The sequence below is a fragment of the Pseudomonas sp. EA_35y_Pfl2_R5 genome (assembly GCF_963970805.1).
Classification (GTDB): Bacteria; Pseudomonadota; Gammaproteobacteria; order Pseudomonadales; family Pseudomonadaceae; genus Aquipseudomonas.
Genome location: NZ_CAXAOW010000007.1, coordinates 138,325 through 154,166, shown reverse-complemented (window position 1 = coordinate 154,166; position 15,842 = coordinate 138,325). Strand labels below are relative to the sequence as shown.

At 59.4% G+C, this 15,842-nt stretch carries 14 protein-coding genes; 7 read left to right on the top strand and 7 right to left on the bottom strand.

What is annotated here, in order from left to right:
* The first annotated feature begins 211 nt into the window (after positions 1 to 211).
* Entirely contained in the window at positions 212 to 3,502 is a 3,291-nt protein-coding gene (locus AACX99_RS14315) for a response regulator (RefSeq protein WP_339412790.1), read from the top strand.
* Between the two features lie 2 nt (positions 3,503 to 3,504).
* The gene (locus AACX99_RS14310; protein ID WP_339412788.1) at positions 3,505 to 4,551 is read left to right on the top strand and encodes a response regulator; all 1,047 of its coding nucleotides are present in this window, start codon (positions 3,505 to 3,507) and stop codon (positions 4,549 to 4,551) included.
* Between the two features lie 125 nt (positions 4,552 to 4,676).
* On the opposite strand, the gene AACX99_RS14305 is transcribed toward AACX99_RS14310, so the two are convergent.
* The 3 genes from AACX99_RS14305 to AACX99_RS14295 are packed head-to-tail and all read right to left on the bottom strand — an operon-like array spanning position 4,677 to position 7,558.
* Complete coding sequence (locus AACX99_RS14305; protein ID WP_339412786.1) at positions 4,677 to 5,450, bottom strand: enoyl-CoA hydratase; 774 nt, start codon at positions 5,448 to 5,450, stop codon at positions 4,677 to 4,679.
* Between the two features lie 46 nt (positions 5,451 to 5,496).
* Positions 5,497 to 6,438, bottom strand: coding sequence for an iron-sulfur-binding ferredoxin reductase (locus tag AACX99_RS14300; protein WP_339412784.1), 942 nt, complete (start codon positions 6,436 to 6,438; stop codon positions 5,497 to 5,499).
* Positions 6,431 to 7,558: a GGDEF domain-containing protein gene (locus AACX99_RS14295; RefSeq protein ID WP_339412782.1), complete on the bottom strand. Its 1,128-nt coding sequence runs from the start codon at positions 7,556 to 7,558 to the stop codon at positions 6,431 to 6,433. Before AACX99_RS14295 ends, AACX99_RS14300 begins: the two co-directional genes overlap by 8 nt.
* 288 nt (positions 7,559 to 7,846) lie before the next feature.
* On the opposite strand from AACX99_RS14295, the gene AACX99_RS14290 reads away from it, so the two are divergent.
* The 3 genes from AACX99_RS14290 (at position 7,847) to AACX99_RS14280 (ending at position 11,567) form a co-directional block, all read left to right on the top strand.
* Entirely contained in the window at positions 7,847 to 9,370 is a 1,524-nt protein-coding gene (locus AACX99_RS14290) for a fumarate hydratase (protein WP_339412780.1), read from the top strand.
* Between the two features lie 336 nt (positions 9,371 to 9,706).
* Positions 9,707 to 10,360, top strand: a complete 654-nt coding sequence (locus AACX99_RS14285; RefSeq protein WP_339412778.1) for a TIGR04211 family SH3 domain-containing protein — start codon at positions 9,707 to 9,709, stop codon at positions 10,358 to 10,360.
* Between the two features lie 313 nt (positions 10,361 to 10,673).
* On the top strand, positions 10,674 to 11,567 hold the full coding sequence (locus AACX99_RS14280) for a sterol desaturase family protein (RefSeq protein ID WP_339412776.1): 894 nt from the start codon (positions 10,674 to 10,676) through the stop codon (positions 11,565 to 11,567).
* On the opposite strand, the gene AACX99_RS14275 is transcribed toward AACX99_RS14280, so the two are convergent.
* The 3 genes from AACX99_RS14275 to AACX99_RS14265 all read right to left on the bottom strand — a co-directional run bounded on the left by AACX99_RS14275 (position 11,550) and on the right by AACX99_RS14265 (position 13,361).
* Positions 11,550 to 12,194 carry a helix-turn-helix transcriptional regulator gene (locus tag AACX99_RS14275; protein ID WP_339412775.1) on the bottom strand — a complete coding sequence of 215 codons (645 nt, stop codon included), beginning with the start codon at positions 12,192 to 12,194 and terminating at the stop codon, positions 11,550 to 11,552. The genes AACX99_RS14280 and AACX99_RS14275 overlap by 18 nt on opposite strands.
* A 260-nt stretch (positions 12,195 to 12,454) precedes the next feature.
* Complete coding sequence (locus tag AACX99_RS14270; RefSeq protein WP_339412774.1) at positions 12,455 to 12,796, bottom strand: FKBP-type peptidyl-prolyl cis-trans isomerase; 342 nt, start codon at positions 12,794 to 12,796, stop codon at positions 12,455 to 12,457.
* Positions 12,797 to 12,848: 52 nt separating this feature from the next.
* Positions 12,849 to 13,361, bottom strand: a complete 513-nt coding sequence (locus AACX99_RS14265) for a MarR family winged helix-turn-helix transcriptional regulator (RefSeq protein WP_339412773.1) — start codon at positions 13,359 to 13,361, stop codon at positions 12,849 to 12,851.
* Between the two features lie 82 nt (positions 13,362 to 13,443).
* Between AACX99_RS14265 and AACX99_RS14260 the strand changes: the two genes are divergently transcribed.
* Both AACX99_RS14260 and AACX99_RS14255 read left to right on the top strand, forming a co-directional pair.
* Positions 13,444 to 14,349: a DMT family transporter gene (locus tag AACX99_RS14260; protein WP_339412771.1), complete on the top strand. Its 906-nt coding sequence runs from the start codon at positions 13,444 to 13,446 to the stop codon at positions 14,347 to 14,349.
* 26 nt (positions 14,350 to 14,375) lie between these two features.
* Entirely contained in the window at positions 14,376 to 15,386 is a 1,011-nt protein-coding gene (locus AACX99_RS14255; RefSeq protein WP_339412769.1) for a DUF4917 family protein, read from the top strand.
* Positions 15,387 to 15,526: 140 nt separating this feature from the next.
* Here the strand turns inward: AACX99_RS14255 and AACX99_RS14250 are convergent, their stop codons facing one another.
* Positions 15,527 to 15,829, bottom strand: coding sequence for a ribbon-helix-helix domain-containing protein (locus AACX99_RS14250; protein WP_339412767.1), 303 nt, complete (start codon positions 15,827 to 15,829; stop codon positions 15,527 to 15,529).
* Positions 15,830 to 15,842: the final 13 nt, after the last annotated feature.

Genomic DNA, 15,842 nt, shown 5'->3' with positions numbered 1-15,842 from the left:
GTTAAAAAATAACCCATAGACTAATCCACGACACATGGAAGAAAAATCAACATCCAGACGACTGGGATTGACGCAAGCCCTGCAGCGAACTACACCGTAAAAGAGCAATTCCTTGGTTCTCGGTTCACAACCTACACTCACACCGCAGAGGCATCGCTTTAGCTATTGCCTGCCTTTATGACCATCCAAATGGAAGCAGGAAGCAAAGGATATGGGCGTACTTGGCGGTCCGGTAGCGAGTTTTCTCCTTCTCCTCACCATGGCGTGGACCCTGATTGGGGGCGGCGTTTTTTTCATCGCAAATACCGAATTCCACTACGTAGAAAAGCGCATTGTCGATCACGAGCGTGAAACGGTCGAAATCATTAATGATGAACTTTCGGATCGTGTAAGAGAATTGATTGGCGACATTTCTTATTTAACGGGAATGCCCCGCCTACAAGAGTCCCTCACAACGTCGACGCCTGAAGACCTGACTCGTATAGCGGAAAATATCATTGCATATAACAATGCCAATCGCGGAATTGACCAAATACGCTGGATCGATGAGTCAGGCAAGGAGTTGCTACGCATTAACACTGTCGAGGGCGAGGCTCGTCGTGTGGCGCAAAGTAAGTTACAAGACAAATCGAATCGACCTTATTTTACTGAGTCGCTGAAATTAGGCTCAGGCGAACTCTATATATCCCCCCTAGACCTGAATATCGAGAATGGCCAAATAGAGCACCCTTATAAACCCACGCTGCGTGTTGCCACTCCACTTTTCGACGAGTCCGGCACGCGCCGTGGGGTACTGGTCATCAACTACCTGGGCGAATCCTGGTTGAAGATACTCAGGGATAACAGTTCAGACATGATGCTGCTGAACGCTGACGGCTACTGGTTACAGAGCGGCGAGGCCAAGGATGAATGGGGATTTGTCTTGGGTCAGCCGAACACACTCGCCTCTCGCCATCCGGCAGCCTGGCAAGCGATAAACAGTGCGCCCCAGGGAGAGGTATGGCTGGCCGACGGTCTATGGAGTTGGCACAACCTATTCCCACTGCAGGAGGCCCGCCGCGTGTTCCATCCGCGAGGTTACGGCTCAACGGTTGCGGTCGTCGGCGACGCTGAATATGTCTGGCGGGTGGCCTCGTTCGTTCCCATGGCGGTGCTGAATGAAGAAAAAGCGCGCATATGGCGAACACTGGCCCCCATCGCCGGTTTGTTGTTTCTGATCGCGGCCTTGGTCGCGGCCTGGGTTATCCGCTCTCAATTTCAGATCGCACGACTCAATAAGGCGTTAGCCGTTCGTGCCGAGGCGGCAGAAGCCGCTTCGCGTGCCAAGGCCAATTTTATGGCCAATATGAGCCATGAAATTCGCACCCCCATGAATGCGGTACTTGGCCTGGCTTATCTCTTGGAAAAAGCCGATTTGTCGGAAGATACGCGCGATATGGTGCATAAGATCCGCATCGCCGGCCGTTCACTGCAGGGCATCATCAATGACATTCTGGACTATTCGAAGATCGAGTCAGGGCACCTTGAAATCGAGCACGCGTCGTTCCGGTTAGCGGACATCCTGGATAATCTCGCGACGGTCATGGGCACCAATGCCGAGGATAAAGACCTCGAATTGATCATCTCCCCCCCTCCGGGTATCGACCAGCTGCTGGGGGATGCATTACGTATTGAGCAGATACTGGTCAATCTCACCGGCAACGCTATCAAGTTCACTGACCACGGCGTCGTGAGCGTTCTCATCACACAGGTAGAGGCAGACGAGCAGCAAGTCACCTTGCGTTTCGCCGTGCGCGACACCGGCATCGGTATCTCCGCTGGACAGCAGAGGGAACTGTTTCAACCATTCACCCAGGCGGATGCCTCCACCACTCGCAGGTTTGGCGGCACAGGCTTGGGGTTATCCATTTGCCAGCGGTTGGTGGCATTGATGGGCGGAGAAGTCGGTTTAACCAGCGCCCCCGGCCAAGGCAGCGAGTTCTGGTTCACCCTGACGATGCAGAGAGCCCCAGCGACCGCGTTGTATCCCGCAGCCATGGCAAACCTCAAGGTGTTGATCGCCGATGACAACCCCATAGCGCGTGAAGCTTTGCGGATAACCGCGAGCGGCCTTGGTTGGAACCCGCAGGTCGTTTCCTCCGGCGCCGAAGCGGTTGAGCAGGTACTGACAGAACAAAGCCAACAGGCGCCATACGATGTCATCGTACTCGACTGGAAAATGCCGGGTATGGATGGCCTGCTCGCGGCCCAGACCATTCACTTCAATCAGAAGGCCGGCTATGCACCGATAATCCTCATGGCAACGGCCTATTCTCGCGAGGTGCTTCTCGAGCAGCCAAATGCCGACATGATCGAAGAAGTGCTGAGCAAACCGGTAACGCCATCCATTCTCTATAACGCCGTGGCGCGGGCGCGCAGGCTGCAAATTATCGACCCGACAATCGAGAACGAAAATACCCAGCGCCTCAAGGGCGTTCGCCTGTTGATTGTCGACGATAGCGAGATCAACCGTGAAGTCGCGCAGCGTATCTTCGCCGGAGAAGGCGCGTTGGTCGTGCTGGCCAACGACGGCAAGAAAGCCTTGGACTGGCTTGGAACCCACGTCGGCGAAGTCGATATCGTGCTGATGGACGTGCAGATGCCTGTCATGGATGGCTATCAGGCGACCTGTGCTATTCGTGCCAACCCCGCGTTGGCGGAGCTTCCGATCATCGCGCTGACGGCTGGCGCATTCAAAGCCCAACGGGATGCGGCGCGTGCGGTTGGCATGAATGATTACATCGCCAAGCCTTTCGATGCCGAAGCTGCGATCGACTTGATCAGACGCCTGGCCGCCAAGGGCAAGGCCGTGACCGGGCGAGCCCAGACCAGCGACCTCTCCCAGTCGTTGCATAAGGCGGCGCAAGGGCGAATGCCTGAGCTGCCAGGCATCAACGTCGGACGTGGTCTGGCGCTGTGGGGCGACGAGGAAACCTATCGGCGCTATTTGCGCAAGTTCGTGAGTGAGTTCGGTGACAGCGCCCAGGTGTTGGCAACAGCCGACCTCAGCACAGCCCAAGCGCTACTCCACAAGCTCAAGGGAGTAGCGGGAAACCTAGCGCTTGACGATGTCTTCACCGCAGCAAACGAGTTCGAATCCTTACTCTATGCTGATGAAGATACCAGTACGGCGACAAGCGCCTTTCGCGCCGCCATGGATTGCGCGTTGAGCTCGATTGAGACCTATGCCCCTGACGCTCAGTCAAACGCTGTCGCAAGCCGGCAAGCTCTTGATGAGCCCACGAGTAGCAGAGAATTGGAGTCACTATTTCAGCAACTTTTGACAGCCTTCGATCAGGACAACCCGTCAATGGTGGAGCCGGTTCTGTACGTTCTGGCTGAGCATCTTTCACCCGAGCACCTGGCTCCCCTCGCGGAAGCCAGCGAAAACTTCGATTTCCGCGGTGGCGAGACAGCTATTCGTGCACTGGCGGATGAAATGGGCCTGTCGTTGAGGGATTAACCATGCTCAATGGACCTTTGTTAATTGTCGATGACGAGCCGCAAAATCTCGCAGCCATGCGCCAAGTGCTCGAAGCGGATTATTCGCTGGTGTTTGCACGCAATGGCGCTGAAGCGCTGCTAGCCGCTGAAAAGCATTGTCCCTCTTTGATTCTGCTCGATATCCAAATGCCAGGGGTTGATGGTTATGGTATCTGTCGGCAGTTAAAGGCCAACCCAGTTACCGAATCGATCCCAGTCATCTTTGTCACGGCCATGTCCGAAGTCGGCAACGAGACTGCAGGCTTTGCGGCCGGAGCGGTCGACTACATCGTCAAACCAATCTCCCCGCCCATCGTGCGGGCTCGTGTGCGCACACATCTCTCGTTGGTCGATGTAAAGCAATTGGAAACCAGCCATCGCGATGCGATCTACATGTTGGGTGAAGCAGGACATTTCAAAGACACTGACACCGGCGCACACATCTGGCGAATGGCGGCCTATGCCAGCACACTCGCAATGGCGAGTGGCTGGAGCGAGCGGGATTGCCAGTTGTTGGAGCTCGCAGCGCCGATGCATGACACCGGCAAGCTGGGCATACCCGATGTGATTTTGCGCAAGCCAGGCAAGCTCAATGACGCCGAGTGGCTGGCGATAAAGGAACACCCGCGCATTGGCCACGACATCCTTATCAAGAGTGCAGCACCGGTTTTCCAGATGGCCGCAGAAATAGCCTTGCGGCACCATGAGAAGTGGGATGGCAGTGGGTATCCCGATGGGCTTGCGGGCGAGGCCATTCCTGAATCGGCACGCATCGTGGCGGTGGCGGATGTCTTCGATGCGCTGGCGATGAGACGCCCCTACAAAGATCCCTGGCCTATCGAACAAGTCCTGGAGGCACTGGAAAAGGGCTCGGGAAACCATTTCGAACCCCGGTTGATCGAGGTGTTCGAGTCAATCCTGCCAAAGATTCTCCAGATCAAGGCGGAGTGGGAGAGCAAGGAGAGGAAAAACCCTGCTCTCGGGTCTGGAAGCGTGCCGACCTCCACAAAACACGAATCACCTGCATGAGGCACGCTGAGTTTCGTGCATTCCAACAACGCGTAGCTTTCGTCCAATACCGCGCGCGAGTTAACAGCAGCGTGGCCCCCACCTCGGTCTCAACAAGGTAGCGATCCGCCCGCTTATGTTTCGGCTCAAGCAAACTTGCTGAAGTCCGGCGTGCGCCGCTGCATAAAGGCTGTCAGCGCTTCAATAGCTTCCGGCGAGCGCAGCCGTTGCCCGAACAACGCCCCCTCTTCCTCAATGACCCTGCGCAGTTGCTCGCGATCCGGCGCGCGCATCAGCCGCTTGCTGTCCGCTACGGCTGCCGGTGCCAGTTGCTGAAAGCGCAGGGCCATTTCCCGGGCCTTGCCCAGAGTTGCCGCTCCGTTATCCAACGCCTGATTGGCCATGCCCCAAGCTGCAGCCTGTTCGCCAGTAAAGCTCTGCCCGAGCAGGAGCAATTCGGCAGCGCGAGCGTGGCCTAGAAGGCGCGGCAGGATCAGGCTGGAACCGTATTCAGGGCACAGGCCAAGGTTGACGAAGGGCATCTTCAGCGTGGCGTCATGACTGACATACACCAGGTCGCAGTGCAGCAGCATTGTGGTGCCGATGCCCACGGCAGGACCGTTGACGGCGGCCACCACTGGTTTGCTGAACTCGAACAGCGCCTGCATAAACTGGAACACTTCGCTGTTCAGCCCCGTCGGCGGCGCCTGGATAAAGTCGGCGACATCGTTGCCACTGGTAAAGCAGCTCTCGCCGCCAGTGATCAGCACCGCGCGCACGCTTTTATCCTGATCGGCCTGCACCAGCACTTCGGCCATGCCGCTGTACATGGCGCGGGTCAGGGCATTCTTCTTGTCGGGGCGGTGCATGCGCAGGGTCAGCAACCCTTGCTCACGCTCAATCAGCAGGTGCTCGCTCATTATCGTTCCTCACGGCAGGCCACCCGCGAGCTGAGAACCTGAACGGCTAGCGCGCGTGGGGCAAAAAGACGTCAGCGAAAACCTGGCTACGCGGTAAACCCGCCAGATACAGGCGGCGCGCAAAGGTTTCGACGCTGTCGGGGTGGCCGCAGAGTAAGGCGATGGTTTGCCGTGAAACAAGGCGCAGTTCGGCCAAAGCAGCCGGCAACTCGGCCGCCACCAGCAGCTCGACCTGCAGCTGAGGATGGCTGGCCGCCAGCGACTGCAAGGGCTCGGCCAGGTAATGCGCTGATGCATCATGGGCCAGGTGAATAACCCGGATCGCACCCTGATGCTCCTGGCGTAGCGCCTCACGTAGCACCCCGTACAGCGGCGCCAGGCCGGTTCCGGCGGCCATCAGCCAGAGCGGACGGGCTTGCCAGTCCGGGTCATAGTGCAAGGCTGCACCGCGCAATTCACCCAGACGCAGACCATCGCCCGGCTGAAACGCCCGCGCTTCCGTGGCAAAGGCGCCGCCCTGACGGCAATCGATATGAAACTCCAGCCAGGGGTCTTCGCCCGGCACACTGGCCAGCGAATAGGGCCGGGCAATTCCGTCCTCAGTCCAGAGTTGCAGGTGCTGGCCGGCGCTGTAACGTAGCGGCCGCTGTGGGGTCAGGCGCAGGCGCAGCACCGTTGGACTGAGCCAGTCGCAACTTTGAATAACGGCTGGAGCCGCATCATGCAGCGGGTCGAACACCTCGACCTGCACATCCTCGACTACCCGACACTGGCAGGCCAGGCGCCAGCCCTGCTCACGCCGCGCAGCGTCCAGGGCTTCCGGCTTTGCATCAAGCAGCTCGCCGTCCACGCAACGCACCAGGCAGGCATGACAACTGCCGGCGCGGCAGCTGTAGGGCACGGCGATGCCGGCAGCCAGCAGGCTGTCCAGCAGGTTACTGGCGGGGGCGACCTCAAGGCAGCGTTCCGCGGCCCGCAACTCAGGCATCCACATCCTCCCAGGTCGCCGCGCAACGGTTACGCCCGTCGCGTTTGGCCTGGTACAGCGCCTGATCGGCACGTTGCAGGGCTTCGTCGAGATCATCGTGCACGGTCAGCAGGGTCATGCCGATGGACACGCTCAGGCTGGCCACCTTAACCCCCAGCGGCTCGGCGCGGCTGAAAGCCTCACGCAGGCGCTCGCAGCAGGCGGTGAACTGATCGGCTTCGGTATTGGGTAACAACAACACAAATTCCTCACCGCCGTAGCGGGCTACCACATCACCATCGCGCAGGCAGGCGCGGGCGACGGCGGCGAATGTTTGCAGAACGCGATCCCCAGCGGCGTGGCCGTGAATATCGTTGATCCGCTTGAAATGATCCAGATCGAGCAGCGCCAGGCCATGTTGGCGCCCATGACGCAGCCCTTCCAGCTCACGGCTGGCCAACCGTAGGAAGTGCCGGCGGTTACACAGGCCAGTCAACTCATCGGTAGCAGCCAGGTCTTCCAGCTGGCGCATCATGCCACGTAGGGTCTCCTGATGCGCCTGCAGGGCAAAACGCCGCTGGCGCATACGCTGACGCATGGCCTGGGCATAACTGGCAAACAGACACAACCAAACCAGCACCACCGCCAGCACGCACGTTTGCATCAACGCCACCCGCGGCTCACGCAGCTGCAAGGTGTAGGCTTCATACAGGTTCAGGCCGGCAAAGCCGAAGAAGGCAAACAACGCGCAACGGGCGAAAACCCGCGGCGGCAGCTGAAACACGCCGAACAGCAGAATCAGCAGGTAGATCACCAGCATGCTGCCGCGGCCTTCGCTGAACAGCGCCAGCAGCACAGTCAGCCAGGCCAACGCTACCAACACCTGAGGTTCGGTCAGGCTGGGGTCGGCTAAACGCAGATTGAGGCGGGACAGAAATAGCCCGAGAAACCCCAGCTGGCTCAGGGCGGCCAGGGCGGTAATGGTCAGCGCAGCTAGGGGTGAGGCATGAAATAGCCCGGCAAACACGCTGATCCAGCACAACAGCCCAGTCAGCGCATAGGTTGCCACTGCCATGCCGAAACGCTTCAGCAGCAGGCTTTGCAGAGATCGCTGGGTTACCCGCTGGCTACTTAGGCTCATGGGTTTATGGGCTCCGTCCCATGCTGGCATCTAGCCGCCACTGTACCCCTGTGCTCTGATAATGCCTAGGCCACTGCCGCGTCATTAGTCGGCGCAAACGGCCGATCAACGACCATGGTCTGGGGCCGCACAGGTGTCCGCCTGACGGTGCGCGCGGTATACTGCCGCGCCTTTTTATCTTGTGCTTTGGCCTTGTCCTTTGACCTTGATAGCCCCGCGCCGGGCCATGACCCAGCGCTCTTCGAAGTTCCTGCCCTACTCCTACCTTTACAAAAAGGAGCGCCAAGCATGACCGTGATCAAGCAAGACGACCTGATCCAGAGCGTCGCCGACGCCCTGCAGTTCATCTCCTATTACCACCCCGTGGATTTTATCCAAGCCATGCATGAGGCCTACCTGCGCGAAGAGTCCCCCGCCGCGCGCGACTCCATGGCGCAGATCCTGATCAACTCGCGCATGTGCGCCACCGGTCATCGGCCGATCTGCCAGGACACCGGCATCGTCACCGTGTTTATCCGCGTCGGCATGGACGTGCGCTGGACCGGCGCGACCATGAGCGTCGACGACATGATCAACGAAGGCGTGCGCCGCGCTTACAACCTGCCGGAGAACGTCCTGCGGGCCTCGATCCTCGCCGACCCAGCTGGCGCGCGGAAGAACACCAAGGACAACACCCCGGCCGTGATCCACTACTCCATCGTCCCCGGCGACAAGGTGGAAGTGGACGTCGCAGCCAAAGGCGGCGGCTCCGAGAACAAATCGAAGATGGCCATGCTCAACCCGTCCGACTCGATCGTCGACTGGGTGCTGAAAACCGTTCCGACCATGGGTGCAGGCTGGTGCCCGCCAGGCATGCTCGGCATCGGCATCGGCGGCACCGCCGAGAAAGCCGCAGTGATGGCCAAGGAAGTGCTGATGGAGCACATCGACATCCATGAGCTGAAAGCCCGCGGCGCGCAGAACAAGATCGAAGAGATGCGTCTGGAGCTGTTCGACAAGGTCAACCAGCTGGGCATCGGCGCCCAGGGCCTGGGTGGCCTGACCACCGTGCTCGACGTGAAGATCATGGATTACCCGACCCACGCCGCCAGCCTGCCGGTGTGCATGATCCCCAACTGCGCCGCCACCCGTCACGCCCACTTCGTACTCGACGGCACTGGCCCGGCCGAGCTGGAAGCACCGGACCTGTCCGCCTACCCGGAAATCGTCTGGGAAGCCGGCCCGAGCGCGCGCCGCGTCGACCTCGACACCCTGACCCCAGAAGACGTGCAGAGCTGGAAGCCGGGCGAAACCGTGTTGCTCAACGGCAAAATGCTCACCGGCCGCGATGCCGCGCACAAGCGCATGGTCGACATGCTGAACAAGGGGGAAGAGCTGCCGGTCGATCTCAAAGGCCGCTTTATCTATTACGTCGGCCCGGTTGATCCGGTGCGTGAAGAAGTGGTCGGCCCAGCCGGCCCGACCACTGCCACGCGGATGGACAAATTCACCCGGCAGATCCTCGAAAGCACGGGCCTGTTAGGCATGATCGGTAAATCCGAGCGCGGCCCAATTGCCATCGAAGCGATCAAGGACAACAAGGCCGTGTACCTGATGGCCGTTGGCGGCGCTGCTTATCTGGTCGCCCAGGCGATCAAGAAATCGCGCGTGGTGGCCTTCGCCGAACTGGGCATGGAGGCGATCTACGAGTTCGACGTGAAAGACATGCCGGTGACAGTGGCAGTCGACACCAAGGGCGAATCGGTGCATATCACCGGTCCAGCAATCTGGAACAAGAAGATTGCGGACAGCCTGGCGGTCGAGATCAAGTAAGCCTTGCGGCAACCCCAACAAACCCGGCCACGTGCCGGGTTTGTTGTTTTTAGCGCTAGCCAACCCAACGCCAAGCTAAGCAGCCGTCATGCCGAAACGCCCTGAGCAAAATTACCAACCATCCATCCCGCAACCCGCCGCTGAGTGAACTCCCCGCGCTCGTCCAGTGTCTGTCTGCTGTCGGCCCGCCGGGTGGAGTGCATGGCCATTTGCCCAGCGCGCAGTTGCATAAGCGCCACTTCATTCCGAGCGTGTACCTGCTACGGCAATGCGTCTGGCCGGCATGTACCGCACCCGCCTGAGGGTTTCGTTTAATCGTCATGTGAAGATTGCCCCATGTCCCTATTCCGCTATCGCCCCGCCACCTTTACCCCACTGCACAACCTGACCATCGCGGCCTGCCTGCTGGCAAGCGTCAGCGCCCAAGCCGAAGAGAACACCAGTAACAATCGCTGGGTCAGCGACAGCCTGAATACCTATGTGCGCAGCGGCCCAACCGACGGCTATCGCATCGTCGGCACCCTGGTCTCCGGGCAAAAGGTCACCCTGCTGCAAACCTCCGGCGATTACAGCCAGGTGCGTGGCGAAAGCGGCAGCGCGGTATGGATAGCCAACCGCGACCTGCAGGATGCACCCGGCCAAGCCGAGCGCCTGCCGCTGCTGGAACAGAAAGTGACCGAACTGAGCGCCGAACTGGAAGGCATCAACGACACCTGGAAGACCCGCGTGCAAGGCATGCAGGAAACTCTGGATTCACGCAAAACCCTGATCGACGAACTGCAAACCGCGCGCTCAACACTGGACATAGAGTTAAGCCGGGCCAATTCCGAGCTGCGCGAACTACAAGCGCAGCTGGGCGAGGAAAATCAGCAAGTGCTGATGCGCTATATGGCCTACGGCGGCGGCATCGCCGGTGGCGGACTGCTCGCCGGGCTGATTCTGCCGACCATGCTGCGGGTGCGGCGCAAGCACAATGATCAGTGGGTTTGAACAGCTGGAAACCTGCTCACGCGGACACACGTGCTCTTCCGACGCCCTACAGAACCAGCGGTCTATTAAGATCACTGGCAGGCTAGACACGGCCCAGCGAGGCCGAACCAAGCGCCTGCAATAGCCTGGCAGTCGGAATCAACTCAAACCGCTGCATGTGCTTCAAGAACTCCTGTCGGGTTTGAAGCACGTGCAAATTGGCGCAGGTACATGCGCCATTTTTATCCTAAACAGGATGAATGCGCCGATTGTTCAAGCGTGGTGAACACGGCCAAAGAAACACTGGAACTCCAACTACGACTGGAGTATCAGCATGCGAAACTTATTCGGACCGATGTTCTTCTTTGGATTTATCGGCCTAGCCGTATTCATGATCAGCCATGGAGCGCCACTCGGCTGGCTGCCAGCATTGTTAGTGACCGCAATCGTGCTGGCATACGCTGGCGAGAGACGATGGCCTTATCAGGCGAACTGGAACAAGAGCCAGAAAGATAGTGCACGGGACTATACCCATGCGGCAGTCAACGAGACATTTAACGTTCTGGGTGTAGCGGCGATTCCACTATTGGCAATGTGGCTGCCCGACAGTGGGCTCTGGCCTAATGACTGGCCGCTGGGCTTTCAGTTGTTGCTGGTTGTGCCGTTGGCGGACCTAGGAATTACCCTTGTGCATTACGCCAGCCACCGCTGGCCGCTGTTGTGGCGCCTGCATGCAGTTCACCACAGTGTCACGCGGATGTACGGACTCAACGGACTGATGAAGCACCCACTGCACCAGATGCTTGAAGCCTTGGGCGGTACGTTACCGTTGCTCCTGCTTGGCATGCCTGTAGAGGTCGCCGCGCTGCTGGCGTTCGCCATTACCATTCAGCTGTTGTTACAGCACAGCAATGTCGATATGCGTACCGGCTGGCTGCGGCATGTGTTCGCTTGGGCCCCTGTGCATCGGCTACATCACTTGAAATACGGCACGGCTGGGGATGTGAACTTCGCTCTGTTCTTCAGTTTTTGGGACCGGTTACTCGGGACAGCGTTGGACTCTCAGCGCTATACCGTGACTGACAATGACCTGGGTATTGGCAATCGTCCGGACTATCCCGTGGCCTATCTGGCACAGCTGATCGAACCCTTTCGCCGCGAGCACCCTGCCTATCCACCTGCACCAGTGCCACCGGCTCTGCATGAAGTGCTAATCAAGGACTCGTAACGCCAGATGGCGCAGCGACAAGTCGGCACGAATGCCGAACTGACGGCGCACGCTGCGAGACAGATGGGCGGAGTCGGAAAAACCGGCAGCGCAGGCCGCGGTGGTCAGATTGCAACCGCTTAACGCCAGTTGCAAGGCATGTCGCAGGCGCTGCCATAATACCAGACGGCACACTGACAGCCCCAGCGTGCCGCTGAACAGCCTCTCCAACTGGCTGATCGAAATAGCGGCTTCGCTGGCCACGAGCCTGGCTGGCAACGCCTGGTCGTCGAGCGCGCGAATGCGCTCCAAGGCTTTGCCCAAGCGCGGGTCCAAGTGGCGGCGCTCAAGCCCGCGCAGGTGCTCGGCCAGGCGCTCAAGATCAGGCCCCGATTGCCAGCACGCGTGCTGTAAAGCGCTCAGGTCGAAGGCGAGCGGCTCTGCGAAGAGGGTGATCGACGACTGCTCGGACTGCAGAATCGCGTGTTGCTGATTCGACTCAATCAGCAGCACGGCCCCCTGTTGGACTTGACCTTGTATTAGCGCTTGCACCACCCCTTCCCTGGCAATCAGCACCTGATGGGCATAATGCGCATGGGGCTGAGTGTGACCAGTCTGGCCGTCAACCAGACAGTAATCAGGCCCCATCCACAACTCACCTTTCCAGGCGTGCTCAAGGAGCTTCCCCCTCAGTTGATCGTCCTTGTTCATTGTTGACCTGGCTCGCTATACGAAATCTTGGGCACCAGCAGATGGGCTGAGCGTGATGCCCTCATGCTACCGTCGACGCAAACACCTTGGTTCGCGTAGAGGCGTGATGATTACTGTTTACTCCACCCATCCTACGTATTCACAAAGTCACGCACGCCTCTGATGCTCTGGGCGGTTACCTAGCAAATCCAACCACCTCAATCATCCCGCGTCAGCACTTCCAGTAACTCAATCTCAAAGATCAGATTGGAGTGCGGTTTGATATGCGCGCCGAACTGGCGCTCGCCGTAACCCAGATGCGACGGCACAAAGAGTTTGCGCTTGCCGCCGACTTTCATACCCATCAGGCCTTGGTCCCAGCCCTTGATCACCCGGCCTGTGCCGATCACGCACTGGAAGGCTTTGCCGCGATCATAGGAGGAATCGAACTTGCTGCCATCTTCGAGAAAACCGTTGTACTGGGTAGTAATCAGCGCACCTTTGACCACTTCCTTACCGTCACCCAGTTGAATATCTTCAATCACCAACTCGCTGCTCATCACGCACCTCGTTTCGTCGCCCAACCTGCTCGCGGACGGGGTTACAAGATCATCATTCGCTGACCGGTTCCAGTACCGCCAGCAACTCGGACAGTCGCGCATCCAGTTGCGCAAGTTCTGCGGCCGCAATCGGTGCCAGCAGCCGCGCTTCATTGGCGACATGTGCCGTCACCGCACGCTCAATCAACTCCAGTCCAGCCGGCGTCAACTGCACCAGCATGCTGCGCGCATCACTGGGATTGGCCAGACGGCTGATCAACCCTGATGCCTCAAGCTGCTGCAACTGCCGCGTCATGGTGCCGGAGGTAATCATCAGTGTAGAGAATAGGGTCGTCGGGGCCAGGCAAAAGGGTTCGCCAGAGCGGCGCAAGGTGGCCAGCACATCGAATTCCCAGGCAGTCATACCGAAGCTACTGAAGACCTTGTCCAACTCACGCCGCAGTAACGCCGAACAACGGCCAAGACGGCCGATCACGCCCATCGGGCTGACATCCAGGTCCGGCCGCTCGCGGTGCCACTGCTGAAGAATTGCATCGACCGCATCCATCTGTCGCTGGACTGCCATTGGTTTACCCCTGGAAATTTATCTTGAACTCAAGACAAGTTGCTATTAGCCTCGCATTTTATCTTGAATGCGAGACAAATGCATGGACAGCTCACCTTCGCGTAGCACCTGGCTGGATGTGTTGATCACTGCCTTGGCACCGGCCATCTGGGGCTCGACCTATATCGTCACCACCGAGATCCTGCCGCCGGACCGACCGTTTACTGCCGCGCTGCTGCGCGCCCTGCCCGCCGGCCTGTTACTGGTGCTGTATAGCCGCTACCTGCCCCGGCGCAGCGAATGGCCACGCTTGCTGGTGCTGGCGGCGCTGAATATCGGCTTCTTCCAGGCGCTGCTGTTTGTCGCCGCGTACCGCTTGCCGGGCGGCTTGGCGGCAGTAGTTGGGGCGATTCAACCGCTGCTGGTGATGGGCCTGGTGTGGTCGATGGATCAGCAGCGGCCGGCATCTGTGGCGGTCGCTGCCAGTGTGGTGGGTATTGCAGGGATGGCTGCCCTGTTGCTCGCTCCAGGGGCCAGCTGGGACCCGATCGGGATTGCCGCCGCCTTTATCGGCACCGCTTGCATGGCCAGCGGTACTTACCTGACGCGGCGCTGGCGGCCGACTGTGCCGCTGCTGGCCTTTACCGGCTGGCAGTTGCTGATTGGCGGCCTGTTCCTGCTGCCGGTGGCCTGGCTGATCGACCCGCCGCTGCCGCGCCTCAGCCTGTTGCAGTGGCTGGGTTATACCTACCTGTCGCTGTTCGGCGCGCTGTTGGCCTATGTGCTGTGGTTTCGCGGCATCGCTCGGCTTGCCCCGGTGGCGGTGTCTTCTCTGGGCTTGCTCAGCCCGCTGGTGGCGGTGCTGTTGGGCTGGGCATTATTGGGGCAGAGCATCACCGGCGTGGCGCTACTGGGGTTGATCGCGGTGCTGGGCAGCATCCTGGCGGTGCAATGGGCCGCGACGGCTAAGCCGGTAGTCGCCGCGCCCCATGTTAAAGTCGCACCCTGATACGGCCAAGGCGACAACTAGCGATTATGCAAACCCCAGAATTTACTGGCGAACTGGAAGACTGGAACACCCTGAACAGCAGCATCGGCTTCCCCGAGCTGCTCATCGGCAACGGTGCGAGCCTGGCGGTATGGCGCAAATTCGCTTACTTCTCGCTGTTTGACGAAGCCCAGACCACCCGTAACCGCCCGCTTAGCGCGACCGAGCTGAGCGTGTTCCGCGCCCTGGAGACCAGCAACTTCGAACAGGTGCTCAGCGCGTTGAAGAACAGCATCCGGGTCAATGCCGCGCTGACCATCAACTCCTCGTCGCCGCGCCATCGCTACTTCGCCATCAAGGAAGCGCTGATCCACGCCGTGCGTTCGGTACATATTCCCTGGAGCCAGATGCAGGCCGACGGCCTGGCGCGGATCAATAGCGCGCTTAGCCAATACCAGACGGTGTATTCCGGCAATTACGACCTGCTCAACTATTGGGCCGTGATGCAGGCCCCAGAAGCGTTTGAAGAGATGTTCCGCGGCGCGGACTCGACTTTTGACCTTGGTAACCACGACCGCCAGGGCAACGCCACGCGTATGCTCTACCTGCACGGCGGCATGCACCTGGTAAAGAACATCGACGGCAGCACGCGCATTCTCAATTCGTCGGAAAGCACCTTGCTGGCCAGCTTCGCCATCAACCAGCTCGGCGATATTCCGTTGTTCGTCAACGAAGGCAGCAGCGCGGACAAACTCAAGGCCATTCGCAACTCCGATTACCTGTCGTTCTGCTACAGCCAGCTGGCGCAACCCAAGGACAAGCTGTGCATCTTCGGCCACAGCCTGGCCGCGCAGGATCAGCACCTGATCCTGGCGCTGCAGCAGGCCGGGCTGAAAACCCTGGCGATCTCAATCTACCCGCACAATCCGCTGTTTATCGCGCAGCAGAAGCAGCACTACGCCAGCCTGTTTGCCGAGCAGAAGGTCGAGCTGCGCTTCTTCGATGCGCTAAGTCACCCATTGGGTGATCCTGCGCTACGCATCGCAGCTACCGCGTAACAGGCCGTTTAAAAACGTAGGCGAGGCAGGCAAGACAAGGCAAAAACGGCCGAGGAAGCGGAGTGTACGAGTTGTACATGAGTATTCCGAGGCCGTTTTTAACGCAGTATTGCCAACGCAGGTAGTTTTTCAACGGCCTGTTAGGATTGGATCGCCCGTACCAGGCTTAGCTCAGCCGGCGCACGACGCTGGCTCAGGTAACGGGTGCAGCTAACACGCAGAAACGAGGCGAAATTCACCACCTCGCCACGGTAGTCCATGACCTCGTCATACAGCTTGGTGATCAGCTGATTGGTGGTCATGCCATCCACTTCGGCGATTTCGCGCAGGATGTCCCAGAACTGGTTTTCCAGGCGCAGGGTGGTGACCACGCCACGGATGCGCAGCGAGCGGGCACGGGATTCATAGAGAATCGGATCGGCTTTGACATACAGCTCGCACATGGCGGTCACCTCC

Excerpts from the sequence above, each read along its gene's own strand:
- AACX99_RS14275 (WP_339412775.1), bottom strand. The coding sequence starts at position 12,194 with ATGGGGCCTGATTACTGTCTGGTTGACGGCCAGACTGGTCACACTCAG.
- AACX99_RS14285 (WP_339412778.1), top strand. The coding sequence starts at position 9,707 with ATGTCCCTATTCCGCTATCGCCCCGCCACCTTTACCCCACTGCACAAC.
- AACX99_RS14310 (WP_339412788.1), top strand. The coding sequence starts at position 3,505 with ATGCTCAATGGACCTTTGTTAATTGTCGATGACGAGCCGCAAAATCTC.
- AACX99_RS14260 (WP_339412771.1), top strand. The coding sequence starts at position 13,444 with ATGGACAGCTCACCTTCGCGTAGCACCTGGCTGGATGTGTTGATCACT.
- AACX99_RS14290 (WP_339412780.1), top strand. The coding sequence starts at position 7,847 with ATGACCGTGATCAAGCAAGACGACCTGATCCAGAGCGTCGCCGACGCC.
- AACX99_RS14255 (WP_339412769.1), top strand. The coding sequence starts at position 14,376 with ATGCAAACCCCAGAATTTACTGGCGAACTGGAAGACTGGAACACCCTG.
- AACX99_RS14300 (WP_339412784.1), bottom strand. The coding sequence starts at position 6,438 with ATGCCTGAGTTGCGGGCCGCGGAACGCTGCCTTGAGGTCGCCCCCGCC.
- AACX99_RS14295 (WP_339412782.1), bottom strand. The coding sequence starts at position 7,558 with ATGAGCCTAAGTAGCCAGCGGGTAACCCAGCGATCTCTGCAAAGCCTG.
- AACX99_RS14305 (WP_339412786.1), bottom strand. The coding sequence starts at position 5,450 with ATGAGCGAGCACCTGCTGATTGAGCGTGAGCAAGGGTTGCTGACCCTG.
- AACX99_RS14250 (WP_339412767.1), bottom strand. The coding sequence starts at position 15,829 with ATGTGCGAGCTGTATGTCAAAGCCGATCCGATTCTCTATGAATCCCGT.
- AACX99_RS14280 (WP_339412776.1), top strand. The coding sequence starts at position 10,674 with ATGCGAAACTTATTCGGACCGATGTTCTTCTTTGGATTTATCGGCCTA.
- AACX99_RS14315 (WP_339412790.1), top strand. The coding sequence starts at position 212 with ATGGGCGTACTTGGCGGTCCGGTAGCGAGTTTTCTCCTTCTCCTCACC.
- AACX99_RS14265 (WP_339412773.1), bottom strand. The coding sequence starts at position 13,361 with ATGGCAGTCCAGCGACAGATGGATGCGGTCGATGCAATTCTTCAGCAG.
- AACX99_RS14270 (WP_339412774.1), bottom strand. The coding sequence starts at position 12,796 with ATGAGCAGCGAGTTGGTGATTGAAGATATTCAACTGGGTGACGGTAAG.